General features: G+C 42.5%; 23 protein-coding genes and 3 pseudogenes. 1 reads left to right on the forward strand and 25 read right to left on the reverse strand.

The window, feature by feature from the left end; translation table 11 throughout:
• Positions 1-15: 15 nt before the first annotated feature.
• The 10 genes and pseudogenes from smpB to ybeY all read right to left on the reverse strand — a co-directional run bounded on the left by smpB (position 16) and on the right by ybeY (position 7,775).
• Positions 16-483, reverse strand: coding sequence for an SsrA-binding protein SmpB (gene smpB / locus SMIDD28_RS04255; RefSeq protein ID WP_050074052.1), 468 nt, complete (start codon positions 481-483; stop codon positions 16-18).
• Positions 446-2,800 carry a ribonuclease R gene (gene rnr, locus SMIDD28_RS04260; protein ID WP_061424951.1) on the reverse strand — a complete coding sequence of 785 codons (2,355 nt, stop codon included), beginning with the start codon at positions 2,798-2,800 and terminating at the stop codon, positions 446-448. Before rnr ends, smpB begins: the two co-directional genes overlap by 38 nt.
• A gap of 100 nt (positions 2,801-2,900) precedes the next feature.
• Positions 2,901-3,134 (reverse strand): preprotein translocase subunit SecG, encoded by a 234-nt coding sequence (gene secG, locus SMIDD28_RS04265; protein WP_000282517.1) that lies wholly within the window; start codon positions 3,132-3,134, stop codon positions 2,901-2,903.
• Between the two features lie 39 nt (positions 3,135-3,173).
• Positions 3,174-3,323: a 50S ribosomal protein L33 gene (gene rpmG, locus SMIDD28_RS04270; RefSeq protein WP_061424952.1), complete on the reverse strand. Its 150-nt coding sequence runs from the start codon at positions 3,321-3,323 to the stop codon at positions 3,174-3,176.
• A pseudogene (locus SMIDD28_RS04275) lies at positions 3,323-4,521 on the reverse strand (multidrug efflux MFS transporter). Before SMIDD28_RS04275 ends, rpmG begins: the two are co-directional and overlap by 1 nt.
• A complete protein-coding gene (gene coaE, locus SMIDD28_RS04280; RefSeq protein ID WP_061424954.1) occupies positions 4,508-5,113 on the reverse strand; it encodes a dephospho-CoA kinase in 606 nt (201 codons plus the stop codon). The pseudogene SMIDD28_RS04275 and the gene coaE overlap by 14 nt, the downstream one beginning before the upstream one ends.
• Entirely contained in the window at positions 5,113-5,937 is an 825-nt protein-coding gene (gene mutM, locus SMIDD28_RS04285) for a DNA-formamidopyrimidine glycosylase (RefSeq protein WP_061424956.1), read from the reverse strand. Before mutM ends, coaE begins: the two co-directional genes overlap by 1 nt.
• Before the next feature lie 48 nt (positions 5,938-5,985).
• Entirely contained in the window at positions 5,986-6,885 is a 900-nt protein-coding gene (era, locus tag SMIDD28_RS04290) for a GTPase Era (protein ID WP_000143264.1), read from the reverse strand.
• A gap of 16 nt (positions 6,886-6,901) precedes the next feature.
• The gene (locus SMIDD28_RS04295; protein WP_061424958.1) at positions 6,902-7,297 is read right to left on the reverse strand and encodes a diacylglycerol kinase family protein; all 396 of its coding nucleotides are present in this window, start codon (positions 7,295-7,297) and stop codon (positions 6,902-6,904) included.
• A complete protein-coding gene (ybeY, locus tag SMIDD28_RS04300; RefSeq protein ID WP_000275156.1) occupies positions 7,278-7,775 on the reverse strand; it encodes an rRNA maturation RNase YbeY in 498 nt (165 codons plus the stop codon). Before ybeY ends, SMIDD28_RS04295 begins: the two co-directional genes overlap by 20 nt.
• A 104-nt stretch (positions 7,776-7,879) precedes the next feature.
• On the opposite strand from ybeY, the gene pavA reads away from it, so the two are divergent.
• The gene (gene pavA / locus SMIDD28_RS04305) at positions 7,880-9,535 is read left to right on the forward strand and encodes an Rqc2 family fibronectin-binding protein PavA (protein WP_061424960.1); all 1,656 of its coding nucleotides are present in this window, start codon (positions 7,880-7,882) and stop codon (positions 9,533-9,535) included.
• A 206-nt stretch (positions 9,536-9,741) separates the two neighbouring features.
• Here the strand turns inward: pavA and SMIDD28_RS04310 are convergent, their stop codons facing one another.
• From SMIDD28_RS04310 to SMIDD28_RS12485, 15 genes and pseudogenes are all read right to left on the reverse strand, one after another.
• The gene (locus SMIDD28_RS04310) at positions 9,742-11,454 is read right to left on the reverse strand and encodes a glucosaminidase domain-containing protein (protein WP_061424961.1); all 1,713 of its coding nucleotides are present in this window, start codon (positions 11,452-11,454) and stop codon (positions 9,742-9,744) included.
• A 97-nt stretch (positions 11,455-11,551) separates the two neighbouring features.
• Positions 11,552-12,538 carry a dihydroorotate dehydrogenase gene (locus SMIDD28_RS04315; RefSeq protein WP_196756355.1) on the reverse strand — a complete coding sequence of 329 codons (987 nt, stop codon included), beginning with the start codon at positions 12,536-12,538 and terminating at the stop codon, positions 11,552-11,554.
• Positions 12,501-13,301, reverse strand: coding sequence for a dihydroorotate dehydrogenase electron transfer subunit (locus tag SMIDD28_RS04320; RefSeq protein WP_061424965.1), 801 nt, complete (start codon positions 13,299-13,301; stop codon positions 12,501-12,503). The genes SMIDD28_RS04315 and SMIDD28_RS04320 overlap by 38 nt, the downstream gene beginning before the upstream one ends.
• 516 nt (positions 13,302-13,817) lie before the next feature.
• Complete coding sequence (locus tag SMIDD28_RS04325) at positions 13,818-14,774, reverse strand: N-acetylmuramoyl-L-alanine amidase family protein (RefSeq protein WP_061424967.1); 957 nt, start codon at positions 14,772-14,774, stop codon at positions 13,818-13,820.
• Entirely contained in the window at positions 14,774-15,109 is a 336-nt protein-coding gene (locus SMIDD28_RS04330; protein ID WP_061424969.1) for a phage holin, read from the reverse strand. Before SMIDD28_RS04330 ends, SMIDD28_RS04325 begins: the two co-directional genes overlap by 1 nt.
• Positions 15,110-15,123: 14 nt before the next feature.
• Positions 15,124-15,768, reverse strand: a complete 645-nt coding sequence (locus tag SMIDD28_RS04335) for a hypothetical protein (protein WP_061424971.1) — start codon at positions 15,766-15,768, stop codon at positions 15,124-15,126.
• Positions 15,769-15,773: 5 nt separating this feature from the next.
• Entirely contained in the window at positions 15,774-16,106 is a 333-nt protein-coding gene (locus tag SMIDD28_RS04340; protein WP_061424973.1) for a hypothetical protein, read from the reverse strand.
• Between the two features lie 4 nt (positions 16,107-16,110).
• Positions 16,111-16,587 carry a hypothetical protein gene (locus tag SMIDD28_RS04345; RefSeq protein ID WP_061424975.1) on the reverse strand — a complete coding sequence of 159 codons (477 nt, stop codon included), beginning with the start codon at positions 16,585-16,587 and terminating at the stop codon, positions 16,111-16,113.
• On the reverse strand, positions 16,577-17,038 hold the full coding sequence (locus SMIDD28_RS04350) for a hypothetical protein (protein ID WP_061424977.1): 462 nt from the start codon (positions 17,036-17,038) through the stop codon (positions 16,577-16,579). The genes SMIDD28_RS04345 and SMIDD28_RS04350 overlap by 11 nt, the downstream gene beginning before the upstream one ends.
• Positions 17,039-17,047: 9 nt before the next feature.
• A complete protein-coding gene (locus tag SMIDD28_RS04355; protein ID WP_061424978.1) occupies positions 17,048-17,689 on the reverse strand; it encodes a hypothetical protein in 642 nt (213 codons plus the stop codon).
• A complete protein-coding gene (locus SMIDD28_RS04360; protein WP_061424980.1) occupies positions 17,689-17,892 on the reverse strand; it encodes a hypothetical protein in 204 nt (67 codons plus the stop codon). Before SMIDD28_RS04360 ends, SMIDD28_RS04355 begins: the two co-directional genes overlap by 1 nt.
• Positions 17,885-18,850 (reverse strand): annotated as a pseudogene (locus SMIDD28_RS12110) (tail fiber domain-containing protein); the annotation flags it as partial. The gene SMIDD28_RS04360 and the pseudogene SMIDD28_RS12110, both read right to left, overlap by 8 nt.
• A gap of 138 nt (positions 18,851-18,988) precedes the next feature.
• Positions 18,989-19,366 (reverse strand): annotated as a pseudogene (locus SMIDD28_RS12115) (gp58-like family protein); the annotation flags it as partial.
• A 3-nt stretch (positions 19,367-19,369) separates the two neighbouring features.
• A complete protein-coding gene (locus tag SMIDD28_RS04370) occupies positions 19,370-19,771 on the reverse strand; it encodes a hypothetical protein (RefSeq protein ID WP_061424984.1) in 402 nt (133 codons plus the stop codon).
• Positions 19,772-19,779: 8 nt separating this feature from the next.
• Positions 19,780-20,589, reverse strand: coding sequence for a hyaluronate lyase N-terminal domain-containing protein (locus tag SMIDD28_RS12485; RefSeq protein ID WP_061424986.1), 810 nt, complete (start codon positions 20,587-20,589; stop codon positions 19,780-19,782).
• Between the last annotated feature and the right edge of the window lie 29 nt (positions 20,590-20,618).

A 20,618-nucleotide genomic window follows, 5' to 3' on the forward strand; every position in this document is an offset into this window, starting at 1 on the left:
TTTCATTTCCTCTTTTTATCGCTGATTAACAGCTTTCATCACGCGCGCAATATCGCGATTCTGCTCACGACGTTTGATTGACTCCCGTTTATCATAGTCATGCTTCCCTTTAGCTAAACCTAAAAGGAGCTTGGCATAACCATCTTTGATATAGACTTTAAGAGGAACCAGGGTCATTCCTGTCCCTTTAGTCTCTTGTTCTAATTTTTGGATTTGTTTCTTATGGAGCAGGAGTTTACGACGACGTTCTGGTTCTTGGTTCCAGATATTGCCCTCTTCGTAAGGAGCGATATGAACATTGCTCAACCAGACTTCTCCATTTTTTACTTGGGCAAAGCCATCCTTGAGATTAATTCGAGCAGCTCGAACACTCTTGATTTCAGTTCCTGTCAGGACCATCCCTGCCTCTAGCGTATCTACGATTGTATAGTCGTGGCGCGCCTTTTTATTTTGTGCGACGACCTTTCCCTCGCCCTTTACCATGTTTGGCTCCTTTCTTAGCTACTTCCTTATAAAAAGGTTTCTTTCCTTTTTTCTTCTTGTCTTTTTGTGAATGCTTGCGCTTATCATTTGAGCGTCCTGATTTTCTCTTGTCTTCTTTCTTATCTGAACGACGACTTGAACCACGTCCTCTGTCATTTCGACTAGACTGTTTCAAGCCTTTTTCAATCACATCAAATTCACTTGGGATATAAGAGAAATCAATTTCCCCCGTCATCTTATCCGCTCTTTCAACTCGGATACGGATTTGCTGACCTACACGGAAGGTTGTTCCTGATTTCTCCCCACGCAGGGTCAAATCCCGTTCATTGAAATGATAAAATTCAGGTAGATTAGTGATGTGAATCAATCCTTCAACTGTGTTTGGCAATTCAACAAAGAGACCAAACTTGACAATGCTGGACACAACCGCATCGTACTCCTCGCCCACGTATTCTTCCATATACTCAGCCTTTTTCATAGCTTCGACTTCACGCTCAGCCTCAATGGCACGACGTTCACGGTTGGAAGACTGGGTCGCAATCTCTGGAATCACTTGCTCAAAATGCTCGGCCATTTCTTTAGAACGGCCGTAATCACGAATCATACGGTGAACAAGAAGGTCTGGATAACGACGAATCGGACTGGTAAAGTGAGTATAATAGTCAGCAGCTAGTCCATAGTGGCCGTGATTGTGCTCTGAATAGCGAGCCTGCTGCATAGAGCGAAGAAGCATCATGGACAATACATCCGCATAAGGCTCTCCCTCAACAGCACGCATGATGTCTTGAAGTGCCTCCTGACTAATCTCACTGGCAGTCCCATAAATGCGCAAGCCAAAACTTGAAGCATAATCAATAAACTTCTGAACCTTTTCAGCCTTTGGCTCCTCGTGAATTCGATAGATGAAAGGCAAATCCAGCTTGCTGAAATGCTCAGCAACTGTTTCATTGGCCATCAGCATAAAGGACTCAATCATGCGCTCGGCAACACCACGTTGACGAAGAACGATATCAACAGGCTTACCTTGCTTGTCCACTAAAATCTTCGCTTCATTGGTATCAAAATTAAGGGCACCACGTTTCACACGCATGTTTTCTAAAGTTTCATGAAGTTTGGCCATGAGTTGAATACTTGGAACAATTTTCTGATATTCTTGTCTCTTTTCCTCGTCGCCAGCTAGGATATCATTGACAGCGCTATAGGTCATACGGAAGCTTGTCTTGATAACTGTTTGTGTAATGGTATAGTTGACCACACGACCATGTTTATCAATCTCCATAATGGCAGACTGGGTCAAGCGATCTACTTGAGGATTGAGGGAGCAGATGCCGTTTGACAAGCGTTCTGGCAGCATTGGCACCACACGGTCTGTCACATAGACAGAAGTCGCGCGGTTAAGGGCTTCCTTATCAAGGGCAGAACCCTCGGTCACATAGTAGGAAACATCTGCGATGTGAACACCAAGCTCCATATTGCCATTTTTCAATGCTTTGATATGCACCGCATCGTCCAAGTCCTTGGCATCCGCACCGTCAATAGTAAAGGTAATCTCATCTCTTAGATCAAGACGACCTTCCATATCCTTTTGAGACGGAACATCAGGCACACTTTCTGCTTCCTTGACAACAGCCTCTGGAAACTCGGATACAATGTCCATTGATTCCAAGACCTCAAGAACATCAATTCCGACATCCGTTGAATGCCCAACCACATCGAGGACACTAGCAACAAAGAAATCATGTTTCTTGCTTGGGTATTTGTCAATAAAGACCTTGATAACTTCTGTTCCCTCTAGTTTAAGGGCTGGTTTCTTCACATAAATCGGTTGACTGATTTTCTGATTTTTCGAACGAATGTAGCCTGCATACTTAGGTTTTTCCTGATCTAGAACGATTTGACCAACAACAGTTGTCAAACTATGTTCTACGATATCGATAATTTTTGCTTCTGCTGCTGTTCCCTTATTGCGGTCAGCGACTTTCTTGATGACGACTTCAACGGTATCACCATCAATAGCATAGTTGACATCGTTTTTTCCTACAAAAAGGTCGTCCTCCTCGCCTTCCAGACTAACAAAGCCAAAGCCATTTTTATGGGCATGAAAAATCCCCTTGAGGGTAATCTCATGTTTTTTCTTGGCTTCCAAGGTCAGACTGCCATCTTCTTCAAAGCGAATCTGGTGCTTTCTTTCCATTAGGGACAAGGTTTTAATCAACTCACGAAAATCCTTGGAACCGTCTTTTCCCAAATCCTGAGCCAAGTCATTGACCGTTACCTTTCCCTTGTCTTGTAAATATTCTTTTATTCTATCTTTCATATTTTCTTTCTAGATTTTTAATTTTCTTTTACTGCAAAACCTTCTCAAATATCTTTTAAAAATAAAAAGAGGCAAAGACCCAGTCCTGCCCATTATTTTCTTATCTACTTGATAATACCGTCAATGCTAAGGCAATGGCTAGCCAGAAAAAGACTAAAATCCCTGTCAAACGCTGCATTACAGCTTCAAAACCGCGTGCTTTACTGCGTTCAAACAAATCACCTGAGCTGGCATCAAATACATTGCTGGATTGGTTTTTGGTTGGTTGCATGAAAATCGCAATCACAATCACAACAGATAATACTAATAAAATGGTTAATAATAGGTTATACATATCAAACTCCTTAAAATCCTTATTATTTTACCATAAAATCTACTTAGATTCAAGATGTAGGGTTACTTTTCTTTCCTTGGGACAATACTTTAAAACCTCAATCTTGTCTGAATGGGTTTTTGAATTTTTACTGGTTAGGTAATTGATACTGCCACAAGAGGAGCATTTGAGATTAATTTTTACTCGCACTAGATTTCCTTTACTTTTAATAATGTTCGAAACTGAAGCAGGTTAAAGAAACAACTAAAGGCAACACAAAGGCTTGTCGCATAAAAGACAGCATGGTAGCCAAATTGACCTGCTACTGCAGAACCTGCCATGGGACCAACGACACCTCCCAGATAAAAGAATACCTGATTGAAGGCAAAGACCCTCGAAATGCCGGCTTTTGGAGTCATTTTGCTGAGAAGGGCATTGACACCAGGTATCAGCGCACCGGTTCCCAAGCCAAAGAGGAAACGATAGAGGCCCAGTTGGAGGGGACTAGAGGCATTGGCACAGAGAAGATAGATGATAACTGAATAAAACTGGGCGACAACCAAGAGACGATGATTGCCCACCTTGTCACCTAGCTTGCCCATAACACCTGCACTCATCATGCTGGAAAAGCCCATACTGGATACATCAAACCAGAGACAAAAAGAAGATTCTCTGTCTGCCCTAAGTCGCGTACATACAGAGCTAAGATAGGGCCAATCGATTGAGCTGAAAATTGGATGACAAAACTGGTCAGAAAGAGGTTGACCAAAAGATAGGGATATTTAACTGATGTAAATAATTCCTTTGTTGGAATGGCCTTTTCCTTGGCTACTGGTTGAAAATCTTCCTTAATAAAGCAAATAGTCAAAATAGCAGCTAAAAATAGAAAACTACCAACCAGTAAGAACACAGTACGAATGCCAAATAATTCTGCAATAAATCCCCCGATAAAGGGACCAGTTAGAGTACCTGCAACTACGCCTGTAGACAAAGTACCTAAGGCAGAACCTGATTTCTCCTTGGGAACCTGACTGGCTATCAAGGCCGTTGCATTGGGAACAAAACCTGCAAATACACCGTTTAATAAACGAAGAAAGATTAACCAATAAATATTTGGGACAAATGCTAAGCCTCCCATAGTAATGGTCATGGCAAGCCCAGCACGAATCATCATGGGTTTTCGGCCATATTTGTCAGCAAGGATTCCCCAGATAGGAGAAAAGAGCGCCGCGGAAATAGCAGAGACAGAAATAGCTAAGCCTGCATAAAAAGCAGCTTGCTCACTCCCTACACCTAAATTTTCCACAAAGATGGGCATAAAAGGCACAACTAAGGAAATACTGGCTCCAGTCAGAAAATTACCGAACCAAGCAATGCGCAGATTATCCTTCCAGTTAATCTCTGTCATCTTGCTTACCTCCCTCAAGCAGGGAGAACACCTGAGTAAGAAGCTGGTCCTGATTCCCATTATTGTCAAGAATTTGGCTGGCCAAATCTTTCTTTTTCTCTAAAGGCCACTGGGCTGTCAGACGAGACTCAGCTTCATCTTTGGACAAGTGGTCTCTTTTCATTAGACGTTCTACTTGGACATCTCGATCCACATAGACCAACCAAGTCTCATCAAACCAAGCACTGTAGTCCTGCTCAAAAAGTAGGGGAATATCCATGAAGAAAATCTCTTCTGTCTGAGCCAATTGGTCTCTTAATGTAGCTAGTTCCTCACGGATAATCTCTCCTTGAATTCGCTTAGACCATTCTCGTTCTTCAGGATTTGAAAAGATGAGACTAGCTAAGAGAGAGCGATTAAGTTCTCCGTTTTCAAGGATGATTTCTTGCCCAAAGTGCTGGACTAGAGCCTCAAACAGACGACCACCAGGTTTCTGTAGTTGGTGGACGACTGCGTCAGCATCCACTACTTGAAAACCTTGCTGTCTTAGAAAATTTGTCACGGTTGACTTACCAGAAGCAATTCCCCCAGTGATTCCAATGATTTTTCCCATCAGCCCCTCCTTTGGCACTGAGGACAAAAGTGAGTTCCACGTCCGCCTAATTGGATTTTTTCAATCACAGTACCACAACGTGAACATTCTTGACCAGCCTTGTCATAGACCTGGTGAAAATCCTGCATGGTTCCATCTTCTCCAAAGGCATTGGTATAGGTCCGAATGGTAGAGCCACCTTTTTCAACGGCCTGTCCCAAAACAGCAATGGTTTGGTCATGAATAGCTGTCGCTTCTTCTGCCGTCAAAGTCTGGGAAGGTCTTGCCGGATGAACCTGAGCTCGCCAGAGAACCTCATCCACATAGATATTGCCAAGGCCAGCTACCAAGGTCTGATCTAAAAGATGGGATTTGATAGGCTTTTTAGACTTGGATAGGGCAGCTTGAAAGACCTGCAAATCAAAGTCTTGTTCGCTTGGTTCAGGACCTAATTTTTTAGAAATAAAGTAGGCGTCTAAAAGGTCCGGCACCAGGAGTTCCATGGTTCCAAACTTGCGTACATCCTCATAAACAAGCGTACCACCATCTTCAAACTGGAAGAAAACATGGGCATGCTTGCGTTCAGGTGCTTGCTCTGGATAGTAAAAATACTTGCCCTCCATCCGCAAATGGGAAATCAAAACCTTATCTGTCAGGCAGAAAAGCAAATATTTACCACGACGTCCCATTGACTCAACAACTTGACTAGGTACTTCCTTTTGAAACTCGTCCAAATCTGTCTTAATCATCTTGGGATAGCGAATTTCTATACTCGAAATCTTCTTACCCAAAATCAATTTTTCTAAGCCACGACGAACGGTTTCAACCTCAGGTAATTCAGGCATACGTCCTCCTTCTGTAAAAACAAGAAGCAGGCATGAGCCCACCTCTACTTAGTATTCTTTTTCATTATAGCCAAAGTCAGCCAAATCTAGCTTTTTATCGCGCCAGTTTTTCTTGACCTTGACCCAGGTTTCTAGGAAGACCTTATCTCCTAGCATAAGTTCGATATCACGACGGGCCATGCTACCGATTTTCTTAAGCATAGCGCCACCTTTTCCGATGATAATCCCTTTTTGGCTATCGCGCTCGACCATGATGGTTGCACGGATGTGAACCTTGTCTGTCTCTTCATCTCGTTTCATAGAGTCAACAACCACAGCAACTGAGTGAGGAATTTCTTCGCGTGTTAGGTGCAAGACTTTCTCGCGAACCATTTCTGAAACCAAGAATCGTTCTGGATGATCTGTGATTTGATCAGACGGGAAATATTGGAAACCTTCGTCCAAATTTTCACTCAAAATATCCACTAGACGAGAGACGTTATTTCCCTGAAGAGCTGAGATTGGAACAATTTCCTTGAAGTCCATCTGATTTCGGAAATCATCAATCTGAGACAAAAGCTGGTCTGGGTGAACCTTATCAATCTTGTTCACCACCAGAATAACAGGAACCTTGGCAGCCTTAAGACGCTCGATAATCATATCGTCCCCCTTACCACGCGCTTCATCCGCAGGCACCATAAAAAGAACAGTATCCACTTCACGAAGGGTGCTGTAGGCGGACTCAACCATGAAATCTCCAAGAGCTGTTTTAGGCTTGTGAATCCCTGGTGTGTCGATAAAGACGATTTGTTCCTTATCAGTCGTGTAAATTCCCATGATTTTATTGCGTGTTGTCTGCGCCTTGTCACTCATGATGGCAATCTTTTGCCCCATGACATGATTTAAAAAAGTTGACTTCCCAACATTGGGACGTCCTAAAATGGCTACAAAGCCTGATTTAAAAGTCATAATTTCCTCTTACTGTTTAAAATATTAAATCCCAGATTCGTGGGAGAAAAATCAATGCGCCTGTTAAGGCTGCAAAAAGAGAGACTACTAATACCGCGCCAGCTGCCATATCCTTGGCATTTTTAGCCAGCATAGAAAAGTGATAGTGACTGGCTAAATCCACCACATTTTCAATAGCAGAGTTGATAATTTCAAAGGCTACTACCAAGAAAATGCTCAATAGGAGAAAGAGCCATTCGATTCGTGACACCTGAAAAATAAAACCTGCAAGGATGACAACGAGAGCCGTCACTGCATGTTTTCGCATATTGCGTTCTTCCTTGATAGCAGTAAAAATTCCTGTGATGGCAAATTCTAAACTGGATATCAGGTCACGATTTTTCCATTTTCGTTTATTGTCTTGTGAGTCCATAGGCTGTCAAAATTTCTTCTTGTAAACCGAACATCTCCGCTTCTTCTTCCGGAGTGTAGTGATCATAGCCATTGATATGTAAAAAGCCGTGCACTGCCAAGAAGCCCATCTCACGCTCAAAGCTATGGCCATATTCCTCAGCCTGCTCATGAGCCTTATCGATAGAGATGAATAATTCCCCAATATAGGCATCAAACTCAGACATCATCTCTGCTAATTCAGGATTTTCAAGCAAGTCCTCTTCGTCAAAGGCAATTTCCAACTCTGGCTTATATTCAAGGCTGATAACATCTGTCGGACGGTCTGTATCACGGTACTCCAGATTGAGTTCATGACTACGTTCATTGGTCACAAAGGTAACTGCCATCTCCTTGTCTTCTTTGCCTAATTTTTGGGCTGCAAATTCCAAAATTTCTTGGGTTTGTTGCAACATTTCTTTTGAAACTTGACCAGTTTCATCTACCATTTCAATATACATGTGCTTCTCGTTTCTCTTTACTTGGCTTTATTATACCACATTTCCATGATTTTATTCTACCTTTTTGATATAATACTATGGAATACAATCACAAGGAGAGAACGATGTCATTTGACGGATTTTTTTTACACCACATGGTTGAGGAATTGCGAAGAGAGTTAGTGAACGGCCGCATCCAGAAAATCAATCAGCCTTTTGAACAAGAATTGGTCTTGCAAATCCGCAGCAATCGCCAAAGCCATCGCCTGCTCCTTTCTGCCCATCCAGTTTTTGGACGCATTCAGCTGACCCAAACGACTTTTGAAAACCCAGCCCAACCTTCTACCTTTATTATGGTTTTGAGAAAGTATTTGCAGGGTGCCCTAATTGAGTCAATTGAGCAGGTGGAAAATGACCGTATCGTGGAAATTACGGTTTCCAATAAAAACGAGATTGGAGACCATATCCAGGCTACCTTGATGATCGAAATCATGGGGAAACACAGTAATATTCTACTGGTCGATAAAAGCAGTCATAAAATCCTCGAAGTTATTAAACACGTCGGATTTTCACAAAATAGCTACCGCACCTTGCTTCCTGGATCAACCTATATCGCTCCGCCAAGTACGGAATCGCTCAATCCTTTCACGATCAAGGATGAGAAGCTCTTTGAAATCCTGCAAACACAGGAAACGACAGCTAAAAACCTTCAAAACCTCTTTCAAGGTCTGGGACGTGATACGGCAAATGAATTAGAAAACATTCTGGTTAGTGATAAATTGTCCACTTTCCGTAACTTTTTCAATCAAGAAACCAAGCCATGCTTGACTGAGACTTCCTTCAGTCCAGTCCCTTTTGCAAATCAGGTGGGAGAGCCTTTTGCCAGTCTTTCTGATTTGTTGGACACCTACTATAAGGATAAGGCTGAGCGCGACCGCGTCAAACAGCAAGCCAGTGAACTGATTCGTCGTGTTGAAAATGAACTTCAAAAAAATCGCCATAAGCTGAAAAAACAAGAAAAAGAGTTACTAGCGACAGACAATGCTGAAGAATTTCGCCAAAAAGGGGAATTGCTAACAACTTTCCTTCATCAAGTGCCCAACGACCAAGACCAGGTTATCCTAGACAACTACTATACTAACCAACCTATCACGATTGCCCTTGATAAGGCCTTGACTCCCAACCAGAATGCCCAGCGCTATTTCAAACGTTACCAGAAACTAAAAGAAGCTGTCAAATACTTGACTGAGCTGATTGAAGAAACCAAGGCAACTATTCTCTATCTGGAAAGTGTCGAAACCGTCCTCAACCAAGCTGGACTAGAAGAAATCGCTGAAATCCGTGAAGAATTGATTCAAACAGGTTTTATCCGCAGAAGACAACGGGAGAAAATCCAGAAGCGCAAAAAGCCAGAACAATATCTAGCAAGCGATGGCAAGACCATCATCTATGTCGGACGCAATAACCTGCAAAATGAGGAATTGACCTTTAAAATGGCCCGCAAGGAGGAACTTTGGTTCCATGCCAAGGACATTCCTGGAAGCCATGTTGTCATCTCAGGCAATCTTGACCCATCTGATGAAGTCAAGACAGACGCGGCAGAACTAGCCGCCTACTTCTCTCAAGGTCGCCTGTCAAATCTGGTCCAGGTAGATATGATTGAAGTCAAGAAACTCAACAAACCAACTGGTGGAAAACCCGGCTTTGTCACCTACACAGGACAAAAGACCCTCCGTGTCACACCAGACCCAGAAAAAATTGTATCCATGAAAAAATCCTAATTTCACTTGAAATCAGGATTTTTAGCTTAGACTCTTCGAAAATCTCTTCAAACCGTGTCAACGTCGCCTTGCCGTATATATGTGACTGACTTCGTCAGTCTTATCTACAACCTCAAAACACTGTTTTGAGCAACCTGCGGCTAGTTTCCTAGTTTGCTCTTTAATTTTCATTGAGTATTATACTCAAATCATATCCAATTATAGGACTAATCTTTGCCACCTAGTTTTTCATTGATTTTCATCATCACACTAGCAATTTTTTCGCCCCAATAAGGATCTGAGGCATATTCCACATTCATACCAGAAGCCTTGTTGCCAAGGAAAGTTCTACCCCTATCGATATAATTTTCCTTAATCCACTTGGTTGCACCTAAAATTCCCTTATCCACATCATCAAATGTCTTGGCAGAAAGGTATGGAGTCGTATCATAAGCTGTAATGCCAAAGAAATTATTCTTATCTTTGGCAATATTGCTACGTCCCCAGTCACTTTCTAAGGCACTATGAGCAAGGAGGTAAAGGGCATTGATATGATAATGTTCTTCGGCTTCCTTAAAGGTAGCTCCCTTATTTTCCAAGAGGCTATTGTCAATATTTAACAGATTAAATACCTTATCCAGATCTTCAGCACTATAGTTTGTAGGCTCTGTTAAATCTTTAAAAAGGAAGGGATTCTCAAGGTTAAAACCATCAAAATGCAGGCCATCTGCCGAATAATATTTCTTGCCTACTTCCATATCAGAAAGATGAGAAGCTACTGGGATACTAGCATTCTGAGCCACATAGTGATAAAAATGGTGGCCATCACTCTCATAATAAGGGATAAAATCCTTACTAGCATCTAGCGCTTGTAAATCTTCTGTTTTCATATAGCCTGACAAACCAGAAATAGTAATAGCCAGGCGCTTGTCATCACTTTTTCTATCCTTATCTAGCCAGACAACACTAGCTTGCGATATATAGGACAGCTTTTCACCATCTGCATTATAAACATTTGCTGTGACAGGTACTACTTGATAGTAAGCAGCATTTTCATTTGTAGCTTTTTCTCCAAGCCACTTTCCATCACTTCCAAGCTGATAACCATCTACTGTCTCATTTTTCGCCATGTAGCCGCCAGATTTGAAGTAGTACCAGGCTTGACTTTTAGAATCGTATAACCATTCTTTCTCAGCCATTTTACCATCAGATTTGAGATAAAACCACGATTCCTTATCCCAAATCCATTCACTTGCTGCCATATAGCCACCTGATTTTAGATAATAATAGTGACCATTTTCGAAAATCCATTCTTTCTCAGCATGTTTTCCATTTTCTTTAATGTAAAACCAAGATTGATATTGTTTGTCAAAAAGCCAACCTTGCTGTACTTTGGCACCACTGGCATTCACATAAGCCTGCTCAATCCACTGACTTGTCAGCAAATAACCACCAGATTTGAAATAATAGTCCTTGCCCTTGATTTGGAGCCATTCTTTCTCTGCGTGCTGGCCATCTGCTTTGATATAAAACCAAGCGTCGTATTGAGAATCAAATACCCAATCTTCTATTACCTTGGCACCTGTAGCACCGACATAGGAAGCACCTACCCAAGCATTTCTTTTCATTTTCCCATTTTGGTCGAGATAATAGAAGGCTCCCTTGTCTTCTACCCATTCTGACTTGGCCATATAGCCACCAGATTTTAGGTAAAAATAGTCGTCACCTTGTTTCAGCCATTCATTTTCAGCATAGTTGGCATCTTCTTTTATATAAAACCAAGATTGATAATGAGCATCGAAAATCCACTCATTGGCTGCTTGACTGCCATCTGCTTTCAGGTATTGTTTTCCTTGCCAAGTACCATCGCTAGCCATTGCACTCTCTGGTCTGACTAAGAAAAATAGCAGGGCTAAAAAAATAAATCTTAATTTCTTCATTAACCTTCTTCCTCTGTTCTTTCTATTTTATTGTATCAAAATTCTCTATAATCAACATTACAAACTGATAAAAAATCAAGAACAGATTGATTGCAGTTTACCTCAGAGACTCTTTTACTTCCTTGCGTAGATCTTCCAGACTGCTAATGCCGTATTTGTCCATGACTTTTGGCAGATTTTCAATAATATCAGGGCAGGCATATGGATTGGTAAAGTTGGCTGTTCCAACTCCAATAGCCGATGCTCCAGCCAGATACATTTCTAAGGCAGCTTCAGCCGAATCCACTCCTCCCATTCCAATGATAGGCAGGTCTGTTGTTTGAGCTACTTGGCGGATGAGTTTGAGGGCTACTGGAAAGACTGCTGGACCAGACATTCCGCCTGTTCCATTAGCCAAGATTGGTTTTCTGATTTTGAGGTCAAAGCGCATTCCAACCAGAGTATTAATCATGGTCAAGCCACTGGCTCCTGCATCCTCTGCTGCTTTTGCGACAGTGACGATATCGGTCACACTAGGGGTTAATTTGACATAAACTGGCACATCAGACGCTTCCACAGCTGCTTTCACCACATCATAAGCCAAATCTGGATCTTGACCAATTAAAAGTCCGTGATTACAGTGGTCAACATTGGGACAAGAAATATTGAGCTCGATGGCCTTTACATTAGCTACCTTGGAAATCCCATGAGAAACAGCCGCATACTCTTGTTTTGAAAAACCAGCTACATTGGCGATAATAGGAAGATTTGGATATTCTCTTTCCAACCAAGGTAACTTTTCAGCCAAAACAACTTCCAAACCCGGATTTTGCAAGCCGATTGCATTGAGCATACCAGCAGGTGTCTCTGCTACCCTTGGAGTTGGATTGCCAAAACGGGGTTCAAGAGTTGTCGCCTTGATCATAATAGAACCCAAAAGGTCTAAATCATAGTACTTGGCATACTCTTGACCAAAACCAAAACAGCCTGAGGCTGGAATAATCGGATTTTTCAAATCCAAACCAGGTAGGGAAACTTGTAAACGATTTGTAGTCATAATTTTCTCCTTATAATACAACTGTTCCTGTGCGGAAAACAGGGCCATCTTCACAGACACGTTGGCTGACCGTCTCGCTTTCTGGCACTTTTAGGACGCAGGCATAACAAGCTCCCATCCCACAAGCCATACGAGATTCCAGAGATAGATAGGCTCTTGGGTGGTCATAAAAAGTTTGATTGATATACTTCATCATTCCTGGAGCCCCACATGAGTAAACAGCATCAAACTGACTATCTAAGTCATTGATGACAATAGAAACATTTCCCTTGATACCATAAGAGCCATCATCTGTCGTTACAAATACTTGACCATATTGGGCTAATTCTTTTTCAAGGATAACAGCAGCCTTGTTAGCAAAACCAAGGACTGTCACTACTTTCACACCACGCGCATGCAATTCCTTGGCCACCTCAAGCAAGGGAGGAACACCAATCCCCCCTCCAACTAAGAGAACCTGGCTCTGCTCACCTAGGTCAGACAAGTCAAAACCATTTCCCTGAGGACCCATTACATCAAGAGTATCTCCCTGACTTAAGGTTGAAAAAATAGCTGTCCCAGCCCCTTCAATCCGATAAATGAGATGACACTGCTTCTTTACCTTATCAATAGACGAAATTGAAATAGGACGACGCAAAAGATGGGCATCATCAGGCACACGCAGATGAAGAAATTGGCCTGCTCGCATGGCTTCAACCATTTCTCCTTCTAGGACTATTTCAAAGATTGCTGGAGCGATTTCCTCCTGTGCAACCACCTTCATGGTTTCCAAGCGAATAGCACCCAAACGTTTCTTACATGTGGGATTCATGACTTTTCCTCCTTAAATTTTAAGGGGACCAGATAAAGAAAAGACCTTGCTAATGCAAGGCCTCAGTTAAAATCGTACAACAGAAGAGAGCACACTCAAAAAGTCTCCTCTAGAAAATTGCACTATTCTTTTATCTGACACCTTGTGAGTCTCTCTGGACTCCCCTTAAAGGTTAAATTTTTATTAGTATACTCTTTCAGCTAAAAAAAAGTCAAGTAGAAAACGAACATTCTACTTGACTTCACGAGATTATTTCAAGGCTCGGGATAAAAAGGTTCACTGGACCTTTTTATTTTGCGATTGGGTAAACAGAAACTTGTTGTTGCAATAAAAGAAAACTATTATGCAATAGCTTTCAAAATCTTGAAAAATCAACAAGTTACATTCCCAAAAATTACCGTAAAAATACATAGTCAATGATTATGGGTATCATTTTGGGTATCAAAAAAACCGCAAGCCTGAGCCTGCGGTAGATACCATTTTAGAAAAGTTTTCCTTTCATTTTATTTTTTGAAATTATTTAGTCGTAATCAAGCCTTCTGGCTCTACCGTGAACTCTGGCTTATCTGCCATTGTTCCGTCTGGTTTGATGTAGTACCAGCCTGTGCCGTCTGCGGATTGGACGAAGGCGTTTGATACCATAGCGCCTTCTTTACCGTCTAGGTAGTACCAAGTGTCTTTGTACTTGGCCCATCCTGTCTTCATGGCGCCTTCTGCGTCGAAATAGTACCACTTCTCAGCGATTTTCTTCCAACCTGTCGCCATTTCTCCTGAGTTATCAAACCAGTACCAGTTGCCGTCTGAGTGCTTCTTCCAGCGGTCTGCAAGCATGTAGCCTGACCCGTCGAAGTAATACCAGGTTCCGTTGATTTTCTCAAACTTGTCTTTTGGATAAGAGCCGTCTGAGTGTACATACCAATAGCCTGTATCATTCTTCTGCCAGCCTCTTTCAGAGCCTAACCCGTTTTCAATATCCTGCTTAAACTGTTCACGGCTAATACCCCATTTGGCAAGATAGGGATAAGGGTCAATGTGATCTGAGTTGTTGTCAGGTTGGTTATTCGTGCAGTATTCGTGTGTCTTGATACCTGCCAAGTCGTCTGTATCAAGCGTTTTCGGTATACCAGCCTCGTCTGCTAGATTACGCAAGAGTTCGATATAGAGACGATAGTCAATCAGAAACTCTTCTTTCGATTCATGACTTTCAATCAGTTCAACTTGCGCATAACCTTCTGCATTCCAACCACCACCAACATCCCAGGCACCATTATCAACAGGTCCTACCTGCATAACACGACCATTACCGACTACGTGTGAAAAGAAGCCCAATTCAGGATCTTTTCTGTAATGGTAGTCAGCCTCATTTTGCACCGTTGAGTTACGGTTGCCTGTTGAGTGTGCATGCACTTGACGGTATGGCGCATAGCCTACTTGAGGCAAGTCTTCTCTATATCTGCTTGTATCAATATCCATTACTCTTGTCCCTTCCATGCGTCATTCATCTGCTTCACTGCTGATTCTACAAACATTTCAAGTTCTCTATTAGTCATAGTGACATTGTACTTTTTAAGCTCTGCAAGCATATGTACTTTAGCTTGTTCTAGCTTTTCCTCACCTTTAAAGCCAGTTTCTTGAGCTACCTGCTCCACAGCATGAACTGCGTTTTTAGCTAGGATTTCAGCGATTTTTACCGCCTTTTCTCCACCTTTTTGAATGAGGTAGTCTTTAATTGATTTGACTGCAATACCTGCAAGGATTGTTAAAATCCCTGTAGCGGATGCAAGAATAATTTCAGTAATTTGTGTCATGTGCTTTTTCCTTTCTAGCGCCTTACTGCGCCTAAGCTTTCAACGGTTTTAGCGTCCCAAATACCCAATTCGTACATAACTCTAATAACGTTAGAATGCTTAGTCCATTCCCATGGTTGAAGACTCTTTTGTTCATGAAAACGTGCATTGATCCAATCATAATCATCTTTATTTTTTACAGGATTTAATGTAGTGACATTAGAGCTCCACAAATCAGCATTTATAATGTTAGATTTTAAATATTCAAGTGTAAGTGTTCCTCTTGAACATGAAATGATATTTTGTACAAGCGTTAAATACTCCCATCTAGTAGAGCTACAATTTACACCTCTACCATAACCATAGACAGCCCCATTGGTGGGATGACCATTTATTTGCAAACCACATCCGTTATCAAACCAGATTGTCCATGGAACGCTTGATCTATCCAATGTATAGGCCATCGGCGCCCTTCTCGGTGCAGGTTTAATAAGAGCCAGCTGCTCCTGTAAAGTCTGCGTTTGCTTTACTAAAGATTCCACTTGGTGCTTCAAGATTTGATATTCTGATTTCCCTTCGATGTAATCTTTTGCTTCAAGATCTGCTTTGCTTGTGTAATCCGTTTCGAATCGTTTCACATCACGGCCAACCGCTTGAGCAAATTCCTCTAAATTGCTCATGGCAATCACGCTTTCGCTGCGTTATAGGTTGCTACTAAATCAAGATCAGCAATCTGGTCTACACGACCACTTACTTCTGTGATTTTGCCAAGGAGGGCACCACCAGCGTCATTGCCCATGCTTGTAATTTTTTCCGCAATTTCTTTCAAAGTGTCAAGGTTTTCAGGGGTACCTTCTCCCAAGATTTCAGCTTTAACTTCCGTTTTAGCTTGAGTGACTGCTTGTGAGATAGCCTGTGTCATCGCTGAAGTTTCTACTTTAGTGCTGACGCTTTGTTTCACTTCCTTGATATCTGCTCCTACTGCCTGCGCAAATGCTGTTAATTTTGTAGTTTCCATTTTTTTATACCTTTCCTAAATTGTAATAAAAGAGTAGGTCTGGCAATTCCTGACCTACTGGGCTCTCGCCTACAGTTCTACCTGCAAGCTGTTTTTCAATTTCCTTTGCGATATCCAGCTCCTTAAGAGCGTGGACTTCTTCTGTGACCAATTCCTTATCTGAAGCCACTATCTTGATATGTGTCGTTTTGTCACTCGGGAATATATATCCGCCAGCGCTAATCTCTAAGCGGTATTTCCCAATTGGCAAGATAGCGTCCAGATTAAAATTCACGCCTGAGTTTGTGACAGTCACCCTCTTCTTCCACTGGTACTTGTCCATGGTCAGACTAACGACCGCCACCTCCCCCTCCAGAGAGGGGACAGCTCGATAATCTTCATCTAAGAGGACAAATCCAAAGGTTGAAGCTACATCACCCTGTTTAATGAGGTAACCGCCATCAACTTGTGCGAGATTGGTCGTATTGAGATTACAGACCATTCTGCGCCCCTTTCTCATTTTCAATTAAGATGTCGTCTCTGATTTGCAACGCTTCAAAATTGTTGTACAAGTGGTCGATGTAGCCATTGCCACCAAGAGCCTTATAGCTATTGTGCATGTTTTCGACTACATAGAACTCATCCTTGGTGGTAAAACCTCGACGAATAGCTCTGCGAATATCACGGTCAAGGCGCATCCTCATTGTTACGAGGTGCGCATCGTCGTGTAGTTTGAGTTTTGTCTGTACTTCGTCAATTTTGGCGTTGTTCTCGTCAGCAGTAATCTGGACATCTTTGATTTGTTTCTTGACTTCACTCAATTCTGAAATGATTTGGTCTGTCTGTTCTTTCGTTTTCTTCGGCATTTTATAACCCATCCATGCCACGACGATTGGTGTAGCAACTGGCAAAACGTTCATGAAGAAATGCTCTGTTGATTGTAAGACGTCCATAAAGCACCTCTATTCTTTAGGCTCGTACTTCCACGCTGCGCCTGTTCCGTCCATTTCAAGACGGCCGTTTCGGGCAAAGTCACTTGCAGGTTCACCGTTGTAGGTAAATTCCTTGTTCAACTGAATCAAGATACGTTTACCTTCACCGTCCACTTCAACGTGTGTTGGGTCTTCAAGGGTAATCAAGTCATGTGCCATGTAGCGTTTACCAACTTCAGCAAGTGGAATCAATTCTACCAACTCCTTGTAGTTGGTTCCATAAGCGATTGTCTTGCCTGCTACTGCATTTAAAACGACCGCATGGATAATCTTTCCATAGCGGTCTGTCTCTTCCTGATTGTGCTTAACAGCTTGGTCTGTAGCTGTCTGTTTAGCCTCTGTCTCAGCCAGTTTCTGTTCTGCTTCTTGAAGTTTAGCCTGAGTTTCTTGTAACTTAGCCTGCGCTTGCACGATGGCGCTCGTTGGGTCAAGTTCAGTGCGGATATGGTCCAGCACCGCTTGAATCAAAGTCGCTTCATTATCCTGTGTATGGTCACCATGAAGTTCTACCTGTTCGTAGCTATAGCGTCCATTATTTTCCATCTTAATTGCGACTACTGTTACATTTTCTGCGCCTTTCAAATAAGGCTTGATTGCTACTTCGTAATTCATTAGTTAGCTCCTTTCATTTCAGCTTGTGTTTCGTCAAATAACTCTTTGAGTGCTGGGCTATATTCCAGCACTGCCTTAAAGGCCTGCAATTCAGCCAAAGTCAGCGTATAGCGTGCCTCTAAATGCGCACGATTCAATTCGCCCTCAGCCAAACGGTTAACGAGTGACTCAGCTACTAGCTTGTCGATTGTGTGATTATCCATGTATGTTCTCCAATTCTTTTATTTTCTGATCTAGTTCTTGGATTGCCTTCAGCAAGTAGGGGACGAATGCGGTATAGTCGATGTGCAGATAGCCATCTGGATTCTCAGGATCTCGTGAGATAACTTCTGGAACGATAGTCTCAGCCTCTTGAGCAATCAAACCGATTTCTTCGTGTTTCTTGCTTTCTATGAAATCAAAAGCGACTAAGTTCAGTCTGTTGATTTTATCCAAGGCTTTCACAGCTGTTTCTGTGATGTTTTCTTTCAAGCGTCTATCTGAAGATTTATCTATCCAGTGTTTTACCGTTCCCTCGCCTACTTGGTTCCACCACACGACCTTATTTTGATGTCCCTCCCTCGGACTCCAACCATTTCCCAAAATTTCCTGTTCGTACATATGGATTCCGTTCTTGAACGTTGGAGAGTTTTCAAAATAAGTCGTTCCATAAAAATTAGAACTTGATGTTTTGGAAAAATCCGTTTTACCGTGAAAGTCTGCTCCGTTTCTGCAATACATATTCCCTGATGTTGTTACATACCAAGCATTAGGCCCAGGTCTATCCCAACTATAGCCCCAATTAGCCCAAAAAGCAGTATTTTCACCGTTATAACTGCCTCCTTCTCCGTTTCCCATGCCGACCGAGAATTGGTTGACACCAGAAATCCAGCGACCTCTTCCTTGATTAAAACGACCAATGGTAAACCCTCCAATTTCACCTTGATAAGCCTGTAAGAAAGTTGAGCTAGATACAACAGATTCAATCTTGGTTGTGAAGATTTCCTTAGATGTCAGCTTGTCAATCAAGGCATCTCTAGCGGTCAGGTTCCGAATCAGGGCATCGTCTACGCTGATTTTATCGCCTGTGATGGCACCTGCTTGGATATGGTCAGCAGTGACAGAACCAGCAGCCATTTTTCTAGCTGTTACAGCACCATCTACCAACATATCCGACTGTACTCGAACATGCGGAGCGATGATATCAACCCCTCTCGGACTTGCGGAAATAGTAGAGGCTAACTGCTCACCAGTTAAGGTAGTTGAACCGATGGTCACACCTTCAGGCGTCACTTGTACCCTCGCACTGTTAGCAGCGTCTCGCACTTCCTGCCTGATTTCTCTGGCCGTCTGAGCGATGGCACTTTTGATATTCGTATCGAAGAACTGGGTCAGCGCCCCTTGGTTATTCTGCTGGATTTTACCCCAGAGAGTGCTGTTCGGGTCTTTCAGTTCTATTTCAATAGAACGCATATCCTTGAAGAGACCTGACAGGGTACGTTGCGTTACAGTAGGCTCCACGAAGCTAGTCGGGAAATCCCCCTGCTCCAGCTGAATATCCGTCAGCACTGTGTCCCCCACACATCCCATGTGGTGCAGTTTTAGCAGTTCGTCTCGTGTCCGTGGCTGAAATACCTTGTAATACCGTCCGTTATGCTCAAGAGCAGGCGAACGAACGTTTTGAATGGTTATGTCCATGTGTTAGCCTCCTATTTTTTTATAGAATGGAATGTCTATATAAATGTAGTCTCGAGGTTTAGTTTCACCTGCTGGAACCCAGTTGTAGTAACCGTAAACATAATCGCTATTTTTTTCAAAAGATAGTTTTGCTGAAAAGCTAAACTCTTTTGATAGTACTGTTTTCACGAATGGATATTTCAGTCCATATTCTATTGATTTTAAATAATAAATACCATTTACCAAAGTATCTAAAGCATCATAATCTCTAAAATAGATAGTAATATTTTTTCTATATTCGTTTTTTACCATATAACAAGAAAATGTCCCAACTAATTCAAAACGAACTTTCTCCCAAACAAGCCTATCACCTACATACCGCTGGATAATTTCCTTGCCACCCACGTAAATTTCTTCTCTAGCCATACTACCTCCTACGAACTACTATAGATGTCATAGATAGTATTGCTATCCTTGTTAGGAATCGCGTCATATTGAGACCTTGTGCCAGCCCAATATTTCATCGGTTGCCCACTGTTTTGATTGATGATGTTTTGCCCTGGCGCTCCTGCTGGACCCGCATTTCCTTGGGGTCCTCGTTGACCTTCTGGTCCTGCTGGGCCACGTTCTCCTGCGGCGCCTCTGGCACCATCGCTAACATTATCAAGACGTGTGCTTGCAGCTGCTTTAATGCCATTGTAGGTTACAACGATGTAGACCTCAAGCCAGCCTCCTGAACGCTGAGAGGCGTTCCACTGGCCAAACTTTCCATTTGCATCAGGCGTTTGGTTTGGCAAGCTTTGCCAGTTGTTATTTCCAAAACCTCGATAGTAGTAATCAACAGTATAGCCACTAGTTAACCGTGTTCCGTCGTAGTAGACGTCCGCGATCAAATTCAACTGACTAGTCGCACCATTTCGATAGGTTCCCTCGATACGAACATTGGCATTTAAGCTATGACCGTTATCTCCTCGCAAGCCCTCTCTCTGTTGGCTTGTCAGGTTCTCGAATCGCATAACACCGTCCGCACCTCGTGGTCCTGTTTCCCCACGTTCGCCACGGTCACCTTTAGGACCTGTTAGATACTGCAAGGCTGAGAAACGGTCACTGCCATTTCCGACCTTGACCTTTCCTGTGTCGCTCTCAATGCCCAACTCGCCATCAAGCAAGACCAGAGTGCTACTTGCCCAATCACTCGCCGACATGCGCTTATGTTGTACCCTTATCGGGATTGTCTCCGTCATGTTATACCTCCATCAAAAATAAAAGTTGG

The sequence above is a fragment of the Streptococcus mitis genome (genome assembly GCF_001579045.1).
GTDB classification, from domain to species: Bacteria; Bacillota; Bacilli; order Lactobacillales; family Streptococcaceae; genus Streptococcus; species Streptococcus mitis_D.